The sequence below is a fragment of the uncultured Paenalcaligenes sp. genome, from assembly GCF_947630565.1.
GTDB lineage: Bacteria > Pseudomonadota > Gammaproteobacteria > Burkholderiales > Burkholderiaceae_B > Paenalcaligenes > Paenalcaligenes faecalis.
This window is the reverse complement of record NZ_CANRIC010000053.1, coordinates 1-15260: the sequence shown is the minus strand read 5'-3', so window position 1 is coordinate 15260 and position 15260 is coordinate 1. Positions and strand designations below refer to the sequence as shown.

Annotated in this window: 13 protein-coding genes and 1 pseudogene; 2 read left to right on the top strand and 12 right to left on the bottom strand. The window is 48.3% G+C overall.

Annotated features, from left to right (window positions below; genetic code table 11):
- Window positions 1-80: 80 nt before the first annotated feature.
- Genes Q0Z62_RS09385 through Q0Z62_RS09355 form a run of 7 tightly spaced genes read right to left on the bottom strand, consistent with a single transcriptional unit; the run spans window position 81 to window position 8313 of the window.
- Window positions 81-1154 (bottom strand): P1 family peptidase, encoded by a 1074-nt coding sequence (locus Q0Z62_RS09385; protein WP_298053813.1) that lies wholly within the window; start codon window positions 1152-1154, stop codon window positions 81-83.
- The gene (gene gsiD / locus Q0Z62_RS09380; RefSeq protein ID WP_269901059.1) at window positions 1154-2041 is read right to left on the bottom strand and encodes a glutathione ABC transporter permease GsiD; all 888 of its coding nucleotides are present in this window, start codon (window positions 2039-2041) and stop codon (window positions 1154-1156) included. Before gsiD ends, Q0Z62_RS09385 begins: the two co-directional genes overlap by 1 nt.
- 11 nt (window positions 2042-2052) lie before the next feature.
- Window positions 2053-2973, bottom strand: coding sequence for a glutathione ABC transporter permease GsiC (gene gsiC, locus Q0Z62_RS09375; protein ID WP_298053810.1), 921 nt, complete (start codon window positions 2971-2973; stop codon window positions 2053-2055).
- A gap of 55 nt (window positions 2974-3028) precedes the next feature.
- Window positions 3029-4576 carry a glutathione ABC transporter substrate-binding protein GsiB gene (gene gsiB, locus Q0Z62_RS09370; protein ID WP_298053808.1) on the bottom strand — a complete coding sequence of 516 codons (1548 nt, stop codon included), beginning with the start codon at window positions 4574-4576 and terminating at the stop codon, window positions 3029-3031.
- A 24-nt stretch (window positions 4577-4600) separates the two neighbouring features.
- Window positions 4601-6499 (bottom strand): dipeptide ABC transporter ATP-binding protein, encoded by a 1899-nt coding sequence (locus Q0Z62_RS09365; protein WP_269901062.1) that lies wholly within the window; start codon window positions 6497-6499, stop codon window positions 4601-4603.
- Window positions 6492-7460, bottom strand: coding sequence for an isoaspartyl peptidase/L-asparaginase family protein (locus Q0Z62_RS09360; RefSeq protein WP_269901063.1), 969 nt, complete (start codon window positions 7458-7460; stop codon window positions 6492-6494). The genes Q0Z62_RS09365 and Q0Z62_RS09360 overlap by 8 nt, the downstream gene beginning before the upstream one ends.
- Window positions 7453-8313: a MurR/RpiR family transcriptional regulator gene (locus Q0Z62_RS09355; protein ID WP_269901064.1), complete on the bottom strand. Its 861-nt coding sequence runs from the start codon at window positions 8311-8313 to the stop codon at window positions 7453-7455. Before Q0Z62_RS09355 ends, Q0Z62_RS09360 begins: the two co-directional genes overlap by 8 nt.
- 349 nt (window positions 8314-8662) lie before the next feature.
- On the opposite strand from Q0Z62_RS09355, the gene Q0Z62_RS09350 reads away from it, so the two are divergent.
- The gene (locus Q0Z62_RS09350) at window positions 8663-10141 is read left to right on the top strand and encodes a DEAD/DEAH box helicase (protein WP_298053802.1); all 1479 of its coding nucleotides are present in this window, start codon (window positions 8663-8665) and stop codon (window positions 10139-10141) included.
- A gap of 78 nt (window positions 10142-10219) precedes the next feature.
- Here the strand turns inward: Q0Z62_RS09350 and Q0Z62_RS09345 are convergent, their stop codons facing one another.
- The 3 genes from Q0Z62_RS09345 to dctP form a co-directional block, all read right to left on the bottom strand.
- Entirely contained in the window at window positions 10220-11539 is a 1320-nt protein-coding gene (locus tag Q0Z62_RS09345) for a TRAP transporter large permease (protein WP_298053799.1), read from the bottom strand.
- A gap of 2 nt (window positions 11540-11541) precedes the next feature.
- On the bottom strand, window positions 11542-12042 hold the full coding sequence (locus tag Q0Z62_RS09340; protein ID WP_298053796.1) for a TRAP transporter small permease: 501 nt from the start codon (window positions 12040-12042) through the stop codon (window positions 11542-11544).
- A gap of 74 nt (window positions 12043-12116) precedes the next feature.
- Entirely contained in the window at window positions 12117-13091 is a 975-nt protein-coding gene (dctP, locus tag Q0Z62_RS09335; RefSeq protein ID WP_298053792.1) for a TRAP transporter substrate-binding protein DctP, read from the bottom strand.
- 154 nt (window positions 13092-13245) lie between these two features.
- Between dctP and Q0Z62_RS10740 the strand changes: the two are divergent.
- Window positions 13246-13473: pseudogene (locus tag Q0Z62_RS10740) on the top strand (YtcA family lipoprotein); the annotation flags it as partial.
- On the opposite strand, the gene Q0Z62_RS09330 reads toward Q0Z62_RS10740, so the two are convergent.
- On the bottom strand, window positions 13402-14142 hold the full coding sequence (locus tag Q0Z62_RS09330) for a TolC family protein (protein ID WP_367180577.1): 741 nt from the start codon (window positions 14140-14142) through the stop codon (window positions 13402-13404). The pseudogene Q0Z62_RS10740 and the gene Q0Z62_RS09330 sit on opposite strands and share 72 nt — an antisense overlap.
- Before the next feature lie 170 nt (window positions 14143-14312).
- A partial coding sequence (locus tag Q0Z62_RS09325) for an AraC family transcriptional regulator (protein WP_298053785.1) occupies window positions 14313-15260 on the bottom strand: 948 nt, incomplete at its 5' end.

Genomic DNA, 15260 nt, shown 5'->3' with positions numbered 1-15260 from the left:
CAGCGCTGAGTCTGGTCAATCTAGGCAAGCACAGAACGAATCTGGCATGCCTCGCCCTTTAGGGCGGGGTTATTGACGGGTTATGCCTTTGTTAACGAATCCCAGTCAAGAGCAAGCTCAGAGAGCGCCAGACGTTGATGCCCATTACGACCCGTGACGGTGCTGGCGTACCACATAGCGTGGATAATGGCTTGTTCTGTGGCTTCTGCCACAGCCTCGAATAAGGCATCAAGTTGGGTTTCATGCAGTAAGGCTGGGGCTTGGTCAGGTTCGGTAGCCTCAGCGGATTGGGTATACGCCGTCGAAAAAGCCAAGGCAATATCACCACTGCCATGACCATAGACCGAGCCTGTTCGGGCCAAACCGGCTGCACTACGTCGCGCTAAACGAGATAGTTGACGCGCATCCACAGGTGCATCAGTGGCTAAAATCATGATGATCGAGCCTTTTTCAGGGCTAAGCGCAGGGATTTCTCCGGTGCTACTTTGCACCCAGGGTTCAATGTGCTTGCCTAGGCGTTGACCATTTAGGATGAATTGATGTGGACGGCCAAAGTTTGCTAAAACCAACGCCCCTACGGTGTAGCTGCATTGTTCCGTAGTCTGAGCCACCCGAGAGGCCGAACCTATTCCGCCTTTAAGGCCAAAACACGACATTCCACGACCTGCCCCTACACTGCCTTGTGCAAAGCTCGTATCGGCCTGCTCAACCGCGCTGCGGTAGTGTGCCTCGGTGATGGCCATGGCTTGAATGTCATTTAAATAGCCATCGTTACACTCTAAGACCAAGGGGTTAACGGTAGGCGCATTACGTCCAATTTCTGTATTTTGAGCGATGGCTTGGCGAATTTGGGCTTTTGCTACGTCACTGACTGAAAAGGTATTCGTCAGTGCAATAGGGGTTTCAAGCTGGCCTAGTTCTTCGACCTGTACGAGTCCTACACTTTTACCAAAGCCATTGATGATGGCTAGACCGGCAGGGATTTTGTGTAGAAAGGGGTTTGCAACAGGTGGAACGATAACGGTGACACCGGTCTGTTGATCTTGGTGCTGTAGCGTGTGGTGGCCGACTCGTACACCCGGTACATCAGTAATCGCATCTAAAGGGCCAGAGTCTAAGCCTCCTACACGGGGGGCAGTTTTATTTTTTGTCATCAGTCTATTTTTGGATCTAACGCATCACGTAGTCCATCACCTAATAAATTAAATGCCAGCACGGTTAAGAAAATAGCTAATGCAGGGAATAGCGCAACGTGTGGAGCTAACAGCATGTCAGAACGCGCATCGTTGAGCATGGCACCCCATTCGGGGGTGGGTGGCTGAGCGCCCATGCCTAAAAACGATAAGCTAGCGGCAGTAATAATGGATGTACCAATACGCATCGTGCCATACACCACAATGGGAGAGATGGTGCCAGGCAGAATGTGACGGAATAAAATGACCCAATCAGAAGCCCCAATGCTGCGCATGGCCTCGATGTACGTCATATTTTTAAGGGTGAGAGTGCTGCCTCGTACTAAGCGAGCAAAGGCGGGCACACTAAATACAGCAACCGCAATAATCACGTTGACCATGCTGGAACCAAGAATGGCCACTACGCCAATGGCAAGTAGAATACCTGGAAAGGCCAGAAGAACATCAGAGATACGCATAATAATGCGTTCCCACCAGCCCTCGTAGTAGCCAGCCAATAGACCCAAAGCTGTGCCCACAAAGGCACCTAAGGCAACAGAGACAAAACCGGCGGCGAGCGAAATACGAGCCCCCATAATAACGCGACTAAAAATATCACGACCTAAGGAGTCCACACCCATCCAGTGCGCCCATGAAGGGGGATCATTGAGTGAGTCGTAATCAAAGAAATTGGCGGGGTCGTAAGGTACTAACCAAGGGGCAAAAATAGCCACCAACACGAGAATTACGACAAAAGCGCCTGCACACATCGCGAGTTTTTGTTGGCGAAATTTGCGCCAGAATTCGCTCATGGGAGTGCGGATTTTTTCTTCTTCTATTGTGTTTGGGGTAGAGGTAACGGTTTGCATAAATATCCCGACTATTTATAACGAATGGTGGGGTTGATGACGCCGTACAGAACGTCTACCACTAAGTTAATAAGAATGAACTCAATAGAGAACAAGAGGATTAGCCCTTGAATAACGGGGTAGTCACGCATATTGACGGAGTCAACCAACAACATGCCTACGCCAGGCCAAGCAAATACCGTTTCTACAACAATGGAGCCACCCAGTAAAAAGCCAAACTGTAATCCCATCATGGTGACGACGGGAATGAGGGCATTTCTAAAGGTGTGTTTAGCGACGACGATGCGTTCTGCTAAGCCTTTGGCACGGGCTGTACGCACGTAGTCTTCTTTCATCACCTCAACAAAAGCGGCTCGGGTAAAGCGTGCCATCACCGCTGCAACCCCAGCGCCTAAGGTAATGGAAGGCAGAATATAGTGTTTCCATGTGCCTGCGCCCACAGTAGGGAGCCAGCCTAGTTCTACAGAGAAAACTTGCATGAGCACCATACCGAGTGCAAAGGCAGGAAAGGAAATGCCAGATACCGCAACCGTCATTCCCACACGATCAGGTAAACGGTTACGCCAAACCGCCGAAATAACACCGATGAGCAGACCAAAAATAACGGACCACACCATACTAGCTAGGGTTAGTAACAGCGTAGGCATTAGGCGTTCGCCAATTTCTGTAACTACTGCACGTTTTGTACGTAATGAATGACCTAAATCACCCTGAAGCAAGCGCTCAAAATACTGAATGAATTGGGTAGGCAAAGGCTGATCAAGGCCTAGTTGTTGGCGCACGAGTTGCACCGTGGCTTCGTCAGCCTCTGGGCCAGCGGCAAGACGGGCTGGGTCGCCAGGAAGGGCATGAACAAACAGAAACACCACCATTGCAACAAGAATCAAGGTGGGGATCATGCCAAGCAGTCGTTTAACGATATAGGTAAACATGGATGGTCCGTGACCCGTTAGGCCATAGAGATGACCTAACGGTTAAGCATAAAAACTAATCTTTAATATCAAGCTCTTTAAACTCAAAAGATCCGTCTGGCATGATGTTGAAGCCAGTGGTTTTTTTCGAGTGGGCAGAAACAAGCTCAATCGTTACAAGGTAAGCCCAAGGAGCGTCTTTCCAAGCTTGCTCTTGTGCATCAGCATAGAGTTTGGTTTTGGCTATTTCGTCGGTGGTTTTTAAGGCCTCGGCGATGTCGTTATCAACCTGTTCATTGCTGTAGTAAGCCGTATTGTTAAATGCGGGAGGCCATGCGCTAGTGGCTAGTAATGGACGAAGGGCCCAATCAGCCTCACCTGTGGAGGCAGACCAACCAGCGTAGTACATGCGTACTGGTGCCTCTTTGGCCTCTTTGGCTTGTTGTACACGTTGAACACGTTGACCTGACTCAAGCAGCTCTACAGAAGCTTTAATGCCGACTTGAGCAAGTTGCTGTTGCAAGAACTGTACGGCTTTAGCGGCAGTACCGTCATTGTAAGCAGACCACAGCGTGGTGCTGAACCCATCTGCATAACCTGCCTCTTTTAGCAGCTCTTTGGCTTTTGCTGGATCATAGGGCCACGGGTCCATTTTCTGTGCGTATGCCACACCCTGAGGGACTACACCTTGTGAGGGGAAGGCATAACCAGAGAAAGCAACTTTGGCTAGCGCTTCTTTGTTGATCGCGTAGTTAATGGCTTGGCGCACACGCACATCATCAAAAGGCTTGTGCTGCACGTTCATGGATAAGTAGCGCGCAATAATCGAAGGCGCCGCAACGACGTTGAGTTTGTCATTGTTTTGGAGACGCTTTGCTTGCTCGTAAGGAACAGGGTAGGCAACATCGACCTCGCCGGTCTGTAGTACGGCAGCACGCGTATTGTTGTCATTCACTGTGCGGAAAGTGAGGCTGTCAATTTTTGGATAGCCATCTTGCCAGTAGCCATCAAATTTTTCCATTTTCAGGGATTCAGCGGGCTTCCATTCCACAAATTTGAATGGGCCAGTACCGACGGGGTGAAAAGTGATGTCTTTACCCCATTTTTCTAACGCGGCCGGTGAAATCATCATGGCAGAGGGGTGAGCCAATGCGTTGATAAAAGGAGAGAAAGGCTCAGATAGAGTAATACGCACTACATGCGGTTCAACCACATCAATAGCTTGAACTCGGCTAAATTGGTTATAACGAGCCAAGGCATTGGATTTATCCAAAACACGCTCTAGGTTGACCTTAACGGCATTGGCGTCAAAGTCCGTGCCGTCATGGAACTTGACGCCTTTGCGTAAATGCAGCGTAAACACCGTACCGTCTTCGTTAGGCTCAACGCTTTCGGCCAATAGAGGCTGGATTTTTAGGTCTTTGTCAAAAGCAAATAGTCCCTCGTAATAGCCCTTTCCTACGGCTTGAGCCAAGGTAGAGTTCGTGTTGTAAGGGTCTAATGAGTCAAAGGTGATTTCCACTGCAACAGTGACATCTTTGGCTGCCCATGCGGCGGGCATGGCAAAAATACCGCCTGCCACCATACTGGCAAGAACCGTTTTTTTGATAAATTGCGATTTCATGTATTTATCCTCCTAAATACAAATTTAAAACCCGACATCGTGTTTGGCGACGTAATGTTGCCCGGACACATGGACTAAGGGTTGGACAGTTGGCTCATTGCCAATTTTACGAATAGGGCTAGGAATTTCGCCTGTGAGTAGTTTGCGCTCTAGGTGACGACGAGTTGGGTCGGCAATAGGAACGGCAGACAAGAGACGACGGGTATAGGGGTGCTGCGGATTTTCAAAAATATCGCGGCGTGTACCCACCTCTACTACCTGGCCTAAATACATAACAGCGACACGATGGCTGATGCGTTCTACGACAGCCATGTCGTGTGAAATAAACAAAAATGCAACACCGAGCTCTTGTTGTAAGTCGATCAACAAATTCACAATTTGTGCTTGAATAGATACGTCTAGTGCTGATACGGACTCATCGGCAATAACGATCTTAGGGTTCATCGCTAAAGCACGAGCAATACAAATACGCTGTCGTTGTCCACCCGAGAACTCATGTGGATAACGTTGTGCAGCGCTCGCAGGCAAGCCCACTTTTTCAAGCAGTTCTGACATGCGTTTTTGCGCATCGTTATGCGACATGAGCTTATGAATGAGTAGGGGCTCAATAATGGAGTAGCCCACCGTCATACGAGGATCCAGTGACGCGTAAGGGTCTTGGAAGATAAATTGGATATTGCGACGTAAATGCTGGAGGGCTTGGCCTTTAGCATGTTGAATCGCATGTCCATCAAAAATGATTTCGCCTTCTTGGCTTTCAACTAAGCGTAATAGTGAACGCCCAGTGGTTGATTTGCCACAGCCAGACTCACCCACAATGGAAAGGGTTTCGCCGGGAAATAGCTCAAAATTGACTTTTTCTACGGCGTGTACGCGATGTGTGGCTTTATTGAAAATGCCCGAGCGTATATCAAAGCGAGTAGAGAGCCCTTTGACTTGTAAAATAGGCTTGCTGTAGTCAGGGGCCTTGTCGCTGGGTTGATCTGCGTTTTTGCCTTGAGTCTCGTAGAGGTACGGATTATCCAAGGTGGGGAAACGGGCGGGCAAGTCTGTGCCAGTCATCGAGCCTAGACGAGGCACGGCTGCTAAAAGCGCTTTGGTATAAGCATGCTGAGGAGCAGCAAAAATTTGCTCAGCTGTGCCTGTTTCAACCTGTTCACCGCGCAACATCACTAATACGCGGTCTGCAATCTCGGCAACCACGCCCATATCATGGGTAATGAAAATAACGCCCATGCCCATTTCTTGCTGTAGTTCTCGAATCAATTGAATGATTTGCGCTTGAATGGTGACGTCTAAGGCGGTGGTGGGTTCATCAGCGATCAATAGTTTTGGTTTGCAGGCCAACGCCATAGCAATCATGACGCGCTGACGCATGCCCCCTGAGAGCTGATGCGGATAGCGATAAAGTACATTTTTTGCATCCGCAATCCGTACTTGATCCAGCATCTGCAGGGCGCGATTCATGGCCTCTTTTTGGCTAACCCCTTGATGCAGGCGTACTGACTCTGCAATTTGCTCGCCCACCTGAAAAATCGGGTTCAGCGAGGTCATGGGTTCTTGGAAAATCATTGCTACATCAGCACCGCGAATGGTACGCATTTGCGATTGTGACGCGGTGGCTAAATCTAAACGAGAAGACGGGCTACGCTGTAACAGCATTTGCCCATTTTTGATGATTCCACCGCCATACTGCACTAAGCGCATGAGAGCGAGAGAGGTCACTGACTTTCCTGAGCCAGACTCACCCACAATAGCCAACGTCTCGCTTTGGTTGACGCTAAAAGACAGATCTTTGACTGCGTTCACCACCCGATTGTGAGCATGGAAATCAACACTAAGGTGGTTAACTTCGATGATTCGTTGAGCCGCGGTTTGTTGGTTTTCTTGTTGTTGCGGGGTTTCAAGAAGTACATTACTCATTGTGAATAGCTACCCATGCGTCAGTTCCAGAATAAATAACGCCACGATACATACCTTCGGTATTAAATGGCATGGCGACACGGCCTTCGTGGTCAACGGCGATTAACCCCCCAGAGCCACCAATAGCACGTAATTTGTCATGCACAATATGCTCGGTGGCCTCTTGTAGAGACTTATTGGCATACTGCATTTGTGCTGCCACATCATGTCCGACGACTAAGCGCATAAAGGCTTCCCCAGTGCCAGTACATGAAACCGCACAGGTCGTGTCAGCATAGCAACCCGCCCCAATAATGGGTGAGTCTCCTACACGCCCTGGTAGTTTATTGGTCATACCTCCGGTGGAGGTAGCAGCAGCAAGACGGCCTTGGGCATCAAACGCAACAGCACCGACCGTTCCCATTTTTTTGTCTTCGTTTAAGGGGGCGTGTGCCTGGTCATGATCCAACGCCATTTTTTCTGCTGTGGCGCTATCGGCTTGCATGCGCGTTAACTGATCACGCCGGAAGTCGGTAGAAAAGTACGCGGGGTCTACTTGTTCTGCACCGTGTTCTACGGCAAAGCGTTCAGCGCCGGGGCCAACGAGCAAGACATGATCGCTGTGTTCCATGACCGTGCGAGCCGCCAAAATGGGATTACGTAGGTGCGAGACCATCGCCACCGCACCAGCATCGCGGTTCGTGCCATCCATAATCGCAGCATCTAATTCGTGAGTCGCATCACGTGTAAAAACAGAGCCGTGACCTGCGTTAAATAGCGGGGAATCCTCAAGCAGCCGCACCGCATGTGTAACGGCATCAAGCGCACTGCCACCGTTGAAGAGGTCAACACTGGCTTGCTGCAAAATAGCTTGCAAGGCGTCCTCGTATTGACGACGTAGCTCGGGCGTTGTGTCGTGTCGAGCAATAGCGCCAGCGCCACCATGAATGACAAGAACGGGTTTTGAGGTATGTTTATTCATAAATCCACGGCATAACAGATTCGGTTAAAAGGGCTGCGCGGGTGACAGAGTCTTCGGAGCGATGGGCAACAGCACAGGTCAAGCCCTCTATGAGGCCCAAGACGGCAGTGTCAGAGTTTGACAACATTTGCCTGCTGCTTTGGGCGTATAAACAGATAGAGGCTAAGGGTGCAATAGGTGATGAGGGTTTGTCAGTGAGAGCCAGAATAATGGCCTGTTTTTCATGGGCCACCTTAATGAGGCTGACAGTGTCTTTGATGTAGCGCGGAAAAGCGATGCCAATCACCACATCTTCGGGGGTGATGCGAGAAAGCTGGCGCGCGGCATGAGACACCCCGCCGGGGCCGGCGAGTGTCTCTACGTTAGGGCAATGTAGACTGAGGCCGCGTTGCAATAGGCCAGCTAAAAAGCCACTTGAGCCAAAACCCACTACGAAAATTCGCGGTGCATCCAAGATGGTTGTAACGGCTTGATCACAGGCCTCAGGACTGAGAGCTAAACGAGTTGCCTCGGCATTACGTTGATCTTCGTATAAAGAGGCCGCAAAAATATCGTAGCTTGAGGCGTTACGGGTGCGTTCAAGACGTAAGCGTTCTACAGGCTCAAGAGCTTGTTCAAAACCAGAGGCAAGGGCTGCGCGAAATAAGCTATAGCTTGTGTAACCCAGTACACGAGCAAACCGATTCGTGGTCGCTATAGACACATTACAGGCCGCAGCTAGCTCATCAATGGTCATCATCGCGACTTTAAATGGTGACTTAAGTACATAGTCAGCAATGCGTCGGTGTGAGGCGCTGAGTTGAGTGTTCTGACGGGCAATGCGCTCTGCGATGGTGAGAGAAACATCAGGCATGAGCAAAAACACAAAAAGAAAATTTATTTATATAACATTACCACTTATGAAAATAAATTATCGTCAGGAAAGACCCTAGTCAAGCACTTTTATTAAAACTTGATTTATTTTTCAAATCGTGCGTTAATAATAGGCTTAGCTTTAAATCAGCTAATCAAAAAATCTTCATTTTGCAACCTATGTTGGGTTGCCATGACATCGCGTTTTCTGACCCCCAAGCCTGCTTTAGCATATTTATGCCTTGCTTTTTAGGTTGATTGGTCGGCCCGATGCTTTCCAATTAATCTTTGCGTCTATGATTTTTTCACTCATGACGTAGCTATTGTCGTGCTTACGACAAAGGTTTTGTATGTCTTTTGAATCCCTAGGTTTGGCTGCTCCTCTTTTATCTGCACTACAAAAAGCAGGTTTCACTGAGCCAACGCCAGTCCAGTCTTCTTCTATTCCTAAAGCCCTTGAAGGCCATGATTTGATGGTTTCAGCGCAAACAGGTAGTGGTAAAACCGCTGCTTTTATGTTGCCTGCATTGAACCGTATTGTGGCTAACCCAAGCAAACAGCGCGGTGTATCCGTGTTGGTATTGGCTCCTACACGTGAATTAGCGATGCAGGTTGGCGAAGCCGCTAAAACCTATGCATCTAATTGCCGTGATTTACGTGTTGCCGTGATTGTGGGCGGTATGCCTTACGGTGCACAATTAAAAGCATTATCCCGTCGTGTTGATGTTTTGGTGGCAACACCTGGTCGTTTGATGGATCACCTTCAAGCCAAACGCGTTAAGCTAGATACGGTTCACACTTTAGTGTTGGACGAGGCTGACCGCATGTTGGATATGGGTTTTATCGAAGACATCGAGAGCATCGTAGCCCGTACCCCATCTGAGCGTCAGACATTATTGTTCTCCGCCACACTAGACGGTACAGTGGCTCAGTTAGCCAGCAAAATGATGAACAAACCGTTGTCCATCGAGGTCTCTGGTCATAAACAGAAACACGAAAACATTACCCAAGCCTTGTTGTATGCAGATAACACGCATCACAAAGAGCAATTGCTTGATCATTTATTGCGTGACGCTAAATTAGACCAAGCCATTATCTTTACTGCGACTAAACGTGGTGCTGATGAGTTAGCTGACCGTCTATGCGAAGAAGGTTTCGCAGCGGGTGCATTGCATGGTGATATGAATCAACGTCAACGCACACGTACTCTTGGTTTATTGCAGCGTGGTCGTCTACGTGTATTGGTTGCGACTGACGTAGCCGCTCGTGGTATTGACGTCCAAGGTATTAGCCATGCGATTAACTACGACTTGCCAATGCAAGCCGAAGATTACACGCACCGTATTGGTCGTACAGGTCGTGCGGGTAAAGACGGTTTAGCTTTTACGCTAGCAAATGTGTCCGAGCGCCATAAAGTACGTCGTATTGAACACTTCATTGGTCAACCTATTCCTGTGGAAACAATCCCAGGTTTAGAACCAACGAAAGCAGTACGTCCTACCTTTAAATCCCGCAAAGGCGGTGGTGGTGGCGCAGGTGCTGGCCGTCGTCGTCCTTCTTTCAGCAGTGGTGCTCCTAAAGCCGCTGGCGAAGGCCGTGAGTTCCGTGATAGTCGTCCAGCTCGTCCAAGTGGCAACGACACACGTCCAGTTGCTCGTGGCGATAGCCGCCCAGATTTCCGTGCTCCATCTGAAAATGGTGCTGCAAATGGCAAACCACGTCGTGACCGTAGTGCTAAACCTGGTAGCCGTCCTACAGGTGGGCGTCCAGGTAGCTTCGCAGGCAAAAAATCCGGTCCTCGTACCGGTGGTAGCCGCCCAGCACGCTAATCATTGATTAGATAGTAAAAAGCCTCACTGTGTAGTGAGGCTTTTTTGTGTTTAAAGCAAAGGGATTCCGATTGAGTTTTACCGAATTAGGTTAGGTAGCCCAGTAGCAATCCAAGGTGCGCTGAAGACTAAGGCAAGCACTACAATCTCAATAATTAAAAATGGGACGGCGGCACGGTAAATCTGAGTTAGTCGAATGGAGGGAGGCACCACACTTTGCATGACGATGAGTAGTAAGCCAAAGGGTGGGGTAAGCAAACCAATCTCTAAGGTAATTAGAATCATCACCCCTAACCAGACACTGTCTACCCCTGCTGCATTTGCTAAGGGCATAAAGAAAGGGAGGGCAATCATCATCATACTGACTTGGTCTAGCACCATACCTAAGACCAGTAAGATCGCGAGCATACCAATGACTAGCGTTACGGGGTTAAGCTCCATGCCTTTAATCAGACTTAAAAAGCCTGTGCTAGCACCAGAAAAGCTGAGTAACTGTGCAAAGGTGGTAGAAGCCGCCAAGATAAAGAGAATAATGACAGAGACTTTGGCGGTTTCAATCAGGCTAGTCCAGATGGCCTTTTTAGAAAGAGCACCGTAGAAAATAGTGGCAAGCACCGATGCTGTCACGCCAATAGCTGCTGATTCAGTCGGTGATGCCCAACCCGCTAACATAGAGCCAACGACAGCAATAAAGATGGCTAATAAAGGAACCACATCACGGAAAAAGGGTTTCCATTTTTCCCAGCCCTTAACATGAATCTCATCATCAGGATCAGAAGGGGCATCTTCAGGGCGCAAACGACTACGGACAATGACATAGCCTAAAAAGCCAATGGCCATAATAAGACCAGGCAAAATGCCACCAATCAATAGGCGTTCTATAGAGATACCAGCAAGGCTACCCAGCATGACGGCTAATGCTGAGGGGGGAATAAGCATGGCAATCCCACCTACCGCCATAATTGGCCCCATCGACATGGTAGGGTGATAACCACGACGTTGCATTTCTGGCATCATGACTCCGCCCATCATGGCGGTATTCGCAATGGAAGAGCCGGATAAGGTGGCAAAAGTCGTACCCCCTAAAATACTCACAATCGATAGCTTGCCAGGTACGCGAGAAATCATGCGCTCAATGGCATTAATGGCTTTAAAGGCGAGCCCGGTATGAAACAGCACCTCTCCCATCAAAACAAATAAAGGAATAGGGGTTAATGAAAAGCTAGTGATAGATGAGGTGGTATTACGAACCCACTGAGCTAGGCCAGCCTCTTGGCCCAGAAACATCCAAGCCCCGATCAGATTAACCGCCAAGAAAGCAAACACGACAGGCGTGCCGATTGCCATAAAAAAGAATAGAGCCCCAAGCATGAGGGCTAAAGCAGATTGCCATTCCATGATTACACCTTAGTACGCAGGTCTGCAAACAGACGTCGAATAAACTCAATGGAGAGCAAAGCAGCCCCAATTAATAATGGTAGGCTGAGCCACCACTCAGGGAAAATGAGTTCTTTAAACACCACACTTCCTTGCTGATGCGCATCTAATAACACCATGAGTGACTGCTGGGTCAAGACACCACAAACCAATAAGCCAATGAGATTGCATAAAAGCGAGAGGAGACGTTGTAGCATTTTGGGCAAAATGTTAACCAGCACATCCACCCGAATATGACCATTGTGATAGAGCAGCCACGGAGCAGCGATAAAGGTGGCAATCATTAGCATGTATTCAGTAATCTCTACGCCAGCAGGAATAAGATCAATGTTCAGATTACGTAAAACAACATCGGCGGTGACAAGTAGGCTCATTAAACCAAACGTGACAGCAGCGATCGCTCCGCAGCTAGACATAATGAGGTGGTAAAAGCGGTTTGCACTGGGGGCAGGTATATCAGACATGATTCAACATATAAAACAGGATAAGGAGAAAAAAGCACCGTAGTCAGTACGATGCTTTTTTATTTTTCAAAGGATTAGGCAGGGTCTTTTCCAAAGAGTTTTTCTATTTCAGGGGCAGTAGATGGGCTAACTTTATGCAGGTTTTCCCAGCCCGCTTTGTAGGCTTTGTTGATTAAGTCCGCAGAGGCCTCGTCGGAGAGTTTAAGTACCTGTACGCCAGCGTCCTCTTGGCGTTTTTTCTCTTGTTCGCCTCGGGCTAGTTCGGGCTCATTCAGTGACTCTACCCATTCAATTTGTTTGGTTAAAAACTCTTTTTGTTCATCATTGAGTTTTTCCCAGCTTTTCTTGTTCATAAAGAAACTAACCTCGACGTTGTAGAAGCCAGGCTCAACGCGATATTTAGTTTTTTCTTGCCAGCCTAGATCTAATAAACCAACAGAAGGCCAGCCATAACCATCGACTACACCACGTTCAAGCGCTGTGTAGGTTTCGCCTGGGGCAATTTGCAGCGCGGTTGCCCCTAAAGAGCGCAATAAGGCAAGATAGACGGGCGTACTGCGGATTTTGAAGCCTTTTAATTCGGCTTTATCAATGGGCTTATTCACATACAGATGGTATTGCAAACCATCAGTGACCCGGGCTAACCACAGCATATTGGCTTTGTCTTGGTGGATTTGATCCATTAAGGCATGACCACCATTTTCGCGTAGTTCTTGAATACGACGATCGGTAAGTGTCATCGCTAAGGCTTCGGGGACTAAGTTGGCATGGAATACGGCACTGCTGTTTGCAAAGTCCACTACGCCAGAACGCACTGCATTCCCGACCTCAAAGGTAGGAATAGACTCTGGGCCACCTATCACTTGAATCTGTAGAATACCTTTGCCCTCGTTGTTGACCTTTTCTACGAAAGCATTGAAGCGCTCTGAGTAAAAAGCATCTTGGTTAAAGGCGGTGACGGCCTTTAAGGTCACTTCGGCAGCCTGTAGGCCGAAAGCGCTAAGAGCAAGTGCTGCCCCTAAGACAAAGCGTGTGGTTTTTTTGTACATGATGTTTTCCTGAGAACCCAAAGCAAAGTATGAATATTGATATGTTTATAGTTAAATATATTACAGATAAACTATTGGTTTGACTCTATAGGGTTTGTACGTATTTAGCTAAAAAGTGGTGAAAAAGAGCCTGTTAGAGAGCATTAGCGAGGTGATGCCCTTAGGGGCTAAGGTACAGTTTATGCGTCTACCGCCTTTGAGTCGTATTCCTATGCCTTTATATCTGTATGCCCTATTTCCCCTGCTGCTATTAAGCGGCTGTGGTGGTGCGCCATCATTTGCTATCGCTGGTTCTTATTTTCCTGCATGGTTAGTGTTCAGTTTCACATCCATCTTGCTGACACTCCTGATACGAGTCGTATTTATTCGCTTGGGCTGTAAGTTGGTTAGCTTGAGCTACCTCTATGGACGTGCCTACCCCTGCTTTAAAGCGTTCTTTTGCCGCGACTTCAAGGGCTTTAGAGTTAGCTAAGTGGGATTTAGCCACTGCGGACTTTTGGCGGGCTGCACTATATTCAAAAAACGTACGTGATACGTTAAAGATAATGGCTTGATGTGTGGCGTTAAATTTAACCTGACTTGCCAAAGCGATCTCAGTGGCAGCCTCGTGTAGGGCTGCGCGTTTCCCAAAATCAAATAATAACCATTTCACATTAACTGACGGCACGACCCCGCGAATAGATGAGTGAGTCGTCGAGTCGATGTCTAGAGGCCCTACCTCTATATCAGTATTGCGTTTGCTACGTTGATACCCGCCCACCACGCTAGCAGATAGCATGGGTAAATAGGTGGCCTTGACCATGCCTGTAGCAATAGCAGCTTGTTCTGCCTCTAGCCACGCCATGCGGGTAAGAGGATTGTTTTGCTGTGCTAAATGAATGATTTCAGGCAGCGTATACAGATGATCTTGCTCTATTTTGTCGGTTAGGGTGGGCTGTAATTGACGTAAATCGAATTGGGGTTCCACTGCAAAAGAGGCGACGCCTGATTCGGGCCCAACAGTGCGAATTGATTCCGTAGGAGCAATAAGAGGCTCTGTGGTGGGCAACATCGTGCAGCCCGTTACAAAGGTGCTTAAAAGTAATAAAGAAAAGGATCGCTGTATCACGGGTAGCCCACTTGATGATTTGGTATTTATTTTAATACGTGCAAGTGTACCGTTAACTAAGGGCGATAAATCAGTCTTTGCTTATTTTGATGAGTTAGATGGAGAGTTACTAGTTACTCGGATTTTTGCAAAGTAACGGAGGGCCGCACACCATACTGGCGTTGATAATCAACCGCGAACTGGCCTAAATGAGTAAAGCCAGCGAATAGGGCGATCTGGGTTACGGTGTGCTGCTGAGGGTCAGCATCCAGAAGTTGTTGGTGGGCCTGTTCTAAGCGCTGTTGTTTGACGTATCGCATAGGACTGAGGCCAACGAACTGTTTAAAACTGGCATACAGACTACGTGTGCTGATACCAACAGCGGCCGCAATAAGACTGACGGTAAGAGGGGCTGTGAGCTGCTGTTGAATATAGTCTTTGGCTTGTTTGATGACGTGTGGGGTGACGCGGAGATTGGGCGCCAGCTGTTGATTATGGGGCCAAATCTCAAACAAAGTAGCAAAGAAAGTGTCTTCAAGTCGCTGTATCGCCTGTGGGCTATCAAAAAGCACACCCTCAGAGGCCTCTGAGAACTGCCATTGCAATAGATGCCAAAGGCTTTGCCCTGCACCTTGTTGTAGTCGTTGTAATGGGGAAAACAGCAATGCGCCGTGTAGAGGACGTTGGTAGTGCTGTTGGAAAAACTGCTCTAGGCTGGATCGGCAGATACGCACGAAAAGCTTATTGGCTTGGTCGCTGTGTTGCATCTCAAATTCTTGATCGGGGTTCAACATAGATGCCATCGTTACATCATAGTTAAAGCGCTGATTATTGACTTGGATTTGCTCGTGCCCATCAATGGGAATCTGTAGTAGATAAAAATTTTCTAAAGGCTGAGGACGAATATGTACCGCTGCCCCATAACGCAACCGTCCAAAACCTAAGCGTGGACTAGGGCGGTAGTAGAGTTCTGTATTTAGTGCCTGATCTCGACGATAGAGTTGTAGGTCGTGAGGGCATAGCACAGCGGCAACGTGTGATTGGACCTGATCCAGATCAGTAGACTGCAGTTGTGCATAGCG

Coding starts and splice junctions, on each gene's coding strand:
- Q0Z62_RS09385 (WP_298053813.1), bottom strand. CDS start 1,154: ATGACAAAAAATAAAACTGCCCCCCGTGTAGGAGGCTTAGACTCTGGC.
- gsiD (WP_269901059.1), bottom strand. CDS start 2,041: ATGCAAACCGTTACCTCTACCCCAAACACAATAGAAGAAGAAAAAATC.
- gsiC (WP_298053810.1), bottom strand. CDS start 2,973: ATGTTTACCTATATCGTTAAACGACTGCTTGGCATGATCCCCACCTTG.
- gsiB (WP_298053808.1), bottom strand. CDS start 4,576: ATGAAATCGCAATTTATCAAAAAAACGGTTCTTGCCAGTATGGTGGCA.
- Q0Z62_RS09365 (WP_269901062.1), bottom strand. CDS start 6,499: ATGAGTAATGTACTTCTTGAAACCCCGCAACAACAAGAAAACCAACAA.
- Q0Z62_RS09360 (WP_269901063.1), bottom strand. CDS start 7,460: ATGAATAAACATACCTCAAAACCCGTTCTTGTCATTCATGGTGGCGCT.
- Q0Z62_RS09355 (WP_269901064.1), bottom strand. CDS start 8,313: ATGCCTGATGTTTCTCTCACCATCGCAGAGCGCATTGCCCGTCAGAAC.
- Q0Z62_RS09350 (WP_298053802.1), top strand. CDS start 8,663: ATGTCTTTTGAATCCCTAGGTTTGGCTGCTCCTCTTTTATCTGCACTA.
- Q0Z62_RS09345 (WP_298053799.1), bottom strand. CDS start 11,539: ATGGAATGGCAATCTGCTTTAGCCCTCATGCTTGGGGCTCTATTCTTT.
- Q0Z62_RS09340 (WP_298053796.1), bottom strand. CDS start 12,042: ATGTCTGATATACCTGCCCCCAGTGCAAACCGCTTTTACCACCTCATT.
- dctP (WP_298053792.1), bottom strand. CDS start 13,091: ATGTACAAAAAAACCACACGCTTTGTCTTAGGGGCAGCACTTGCTCTT.
- Q0Z62_RS09330 (WP_367180577.1), bottom strand. CDS start 14,142: ATGTTGCCCACCACAGAGCCTCTTATTGCTCCTACGGAATCAATTCGC.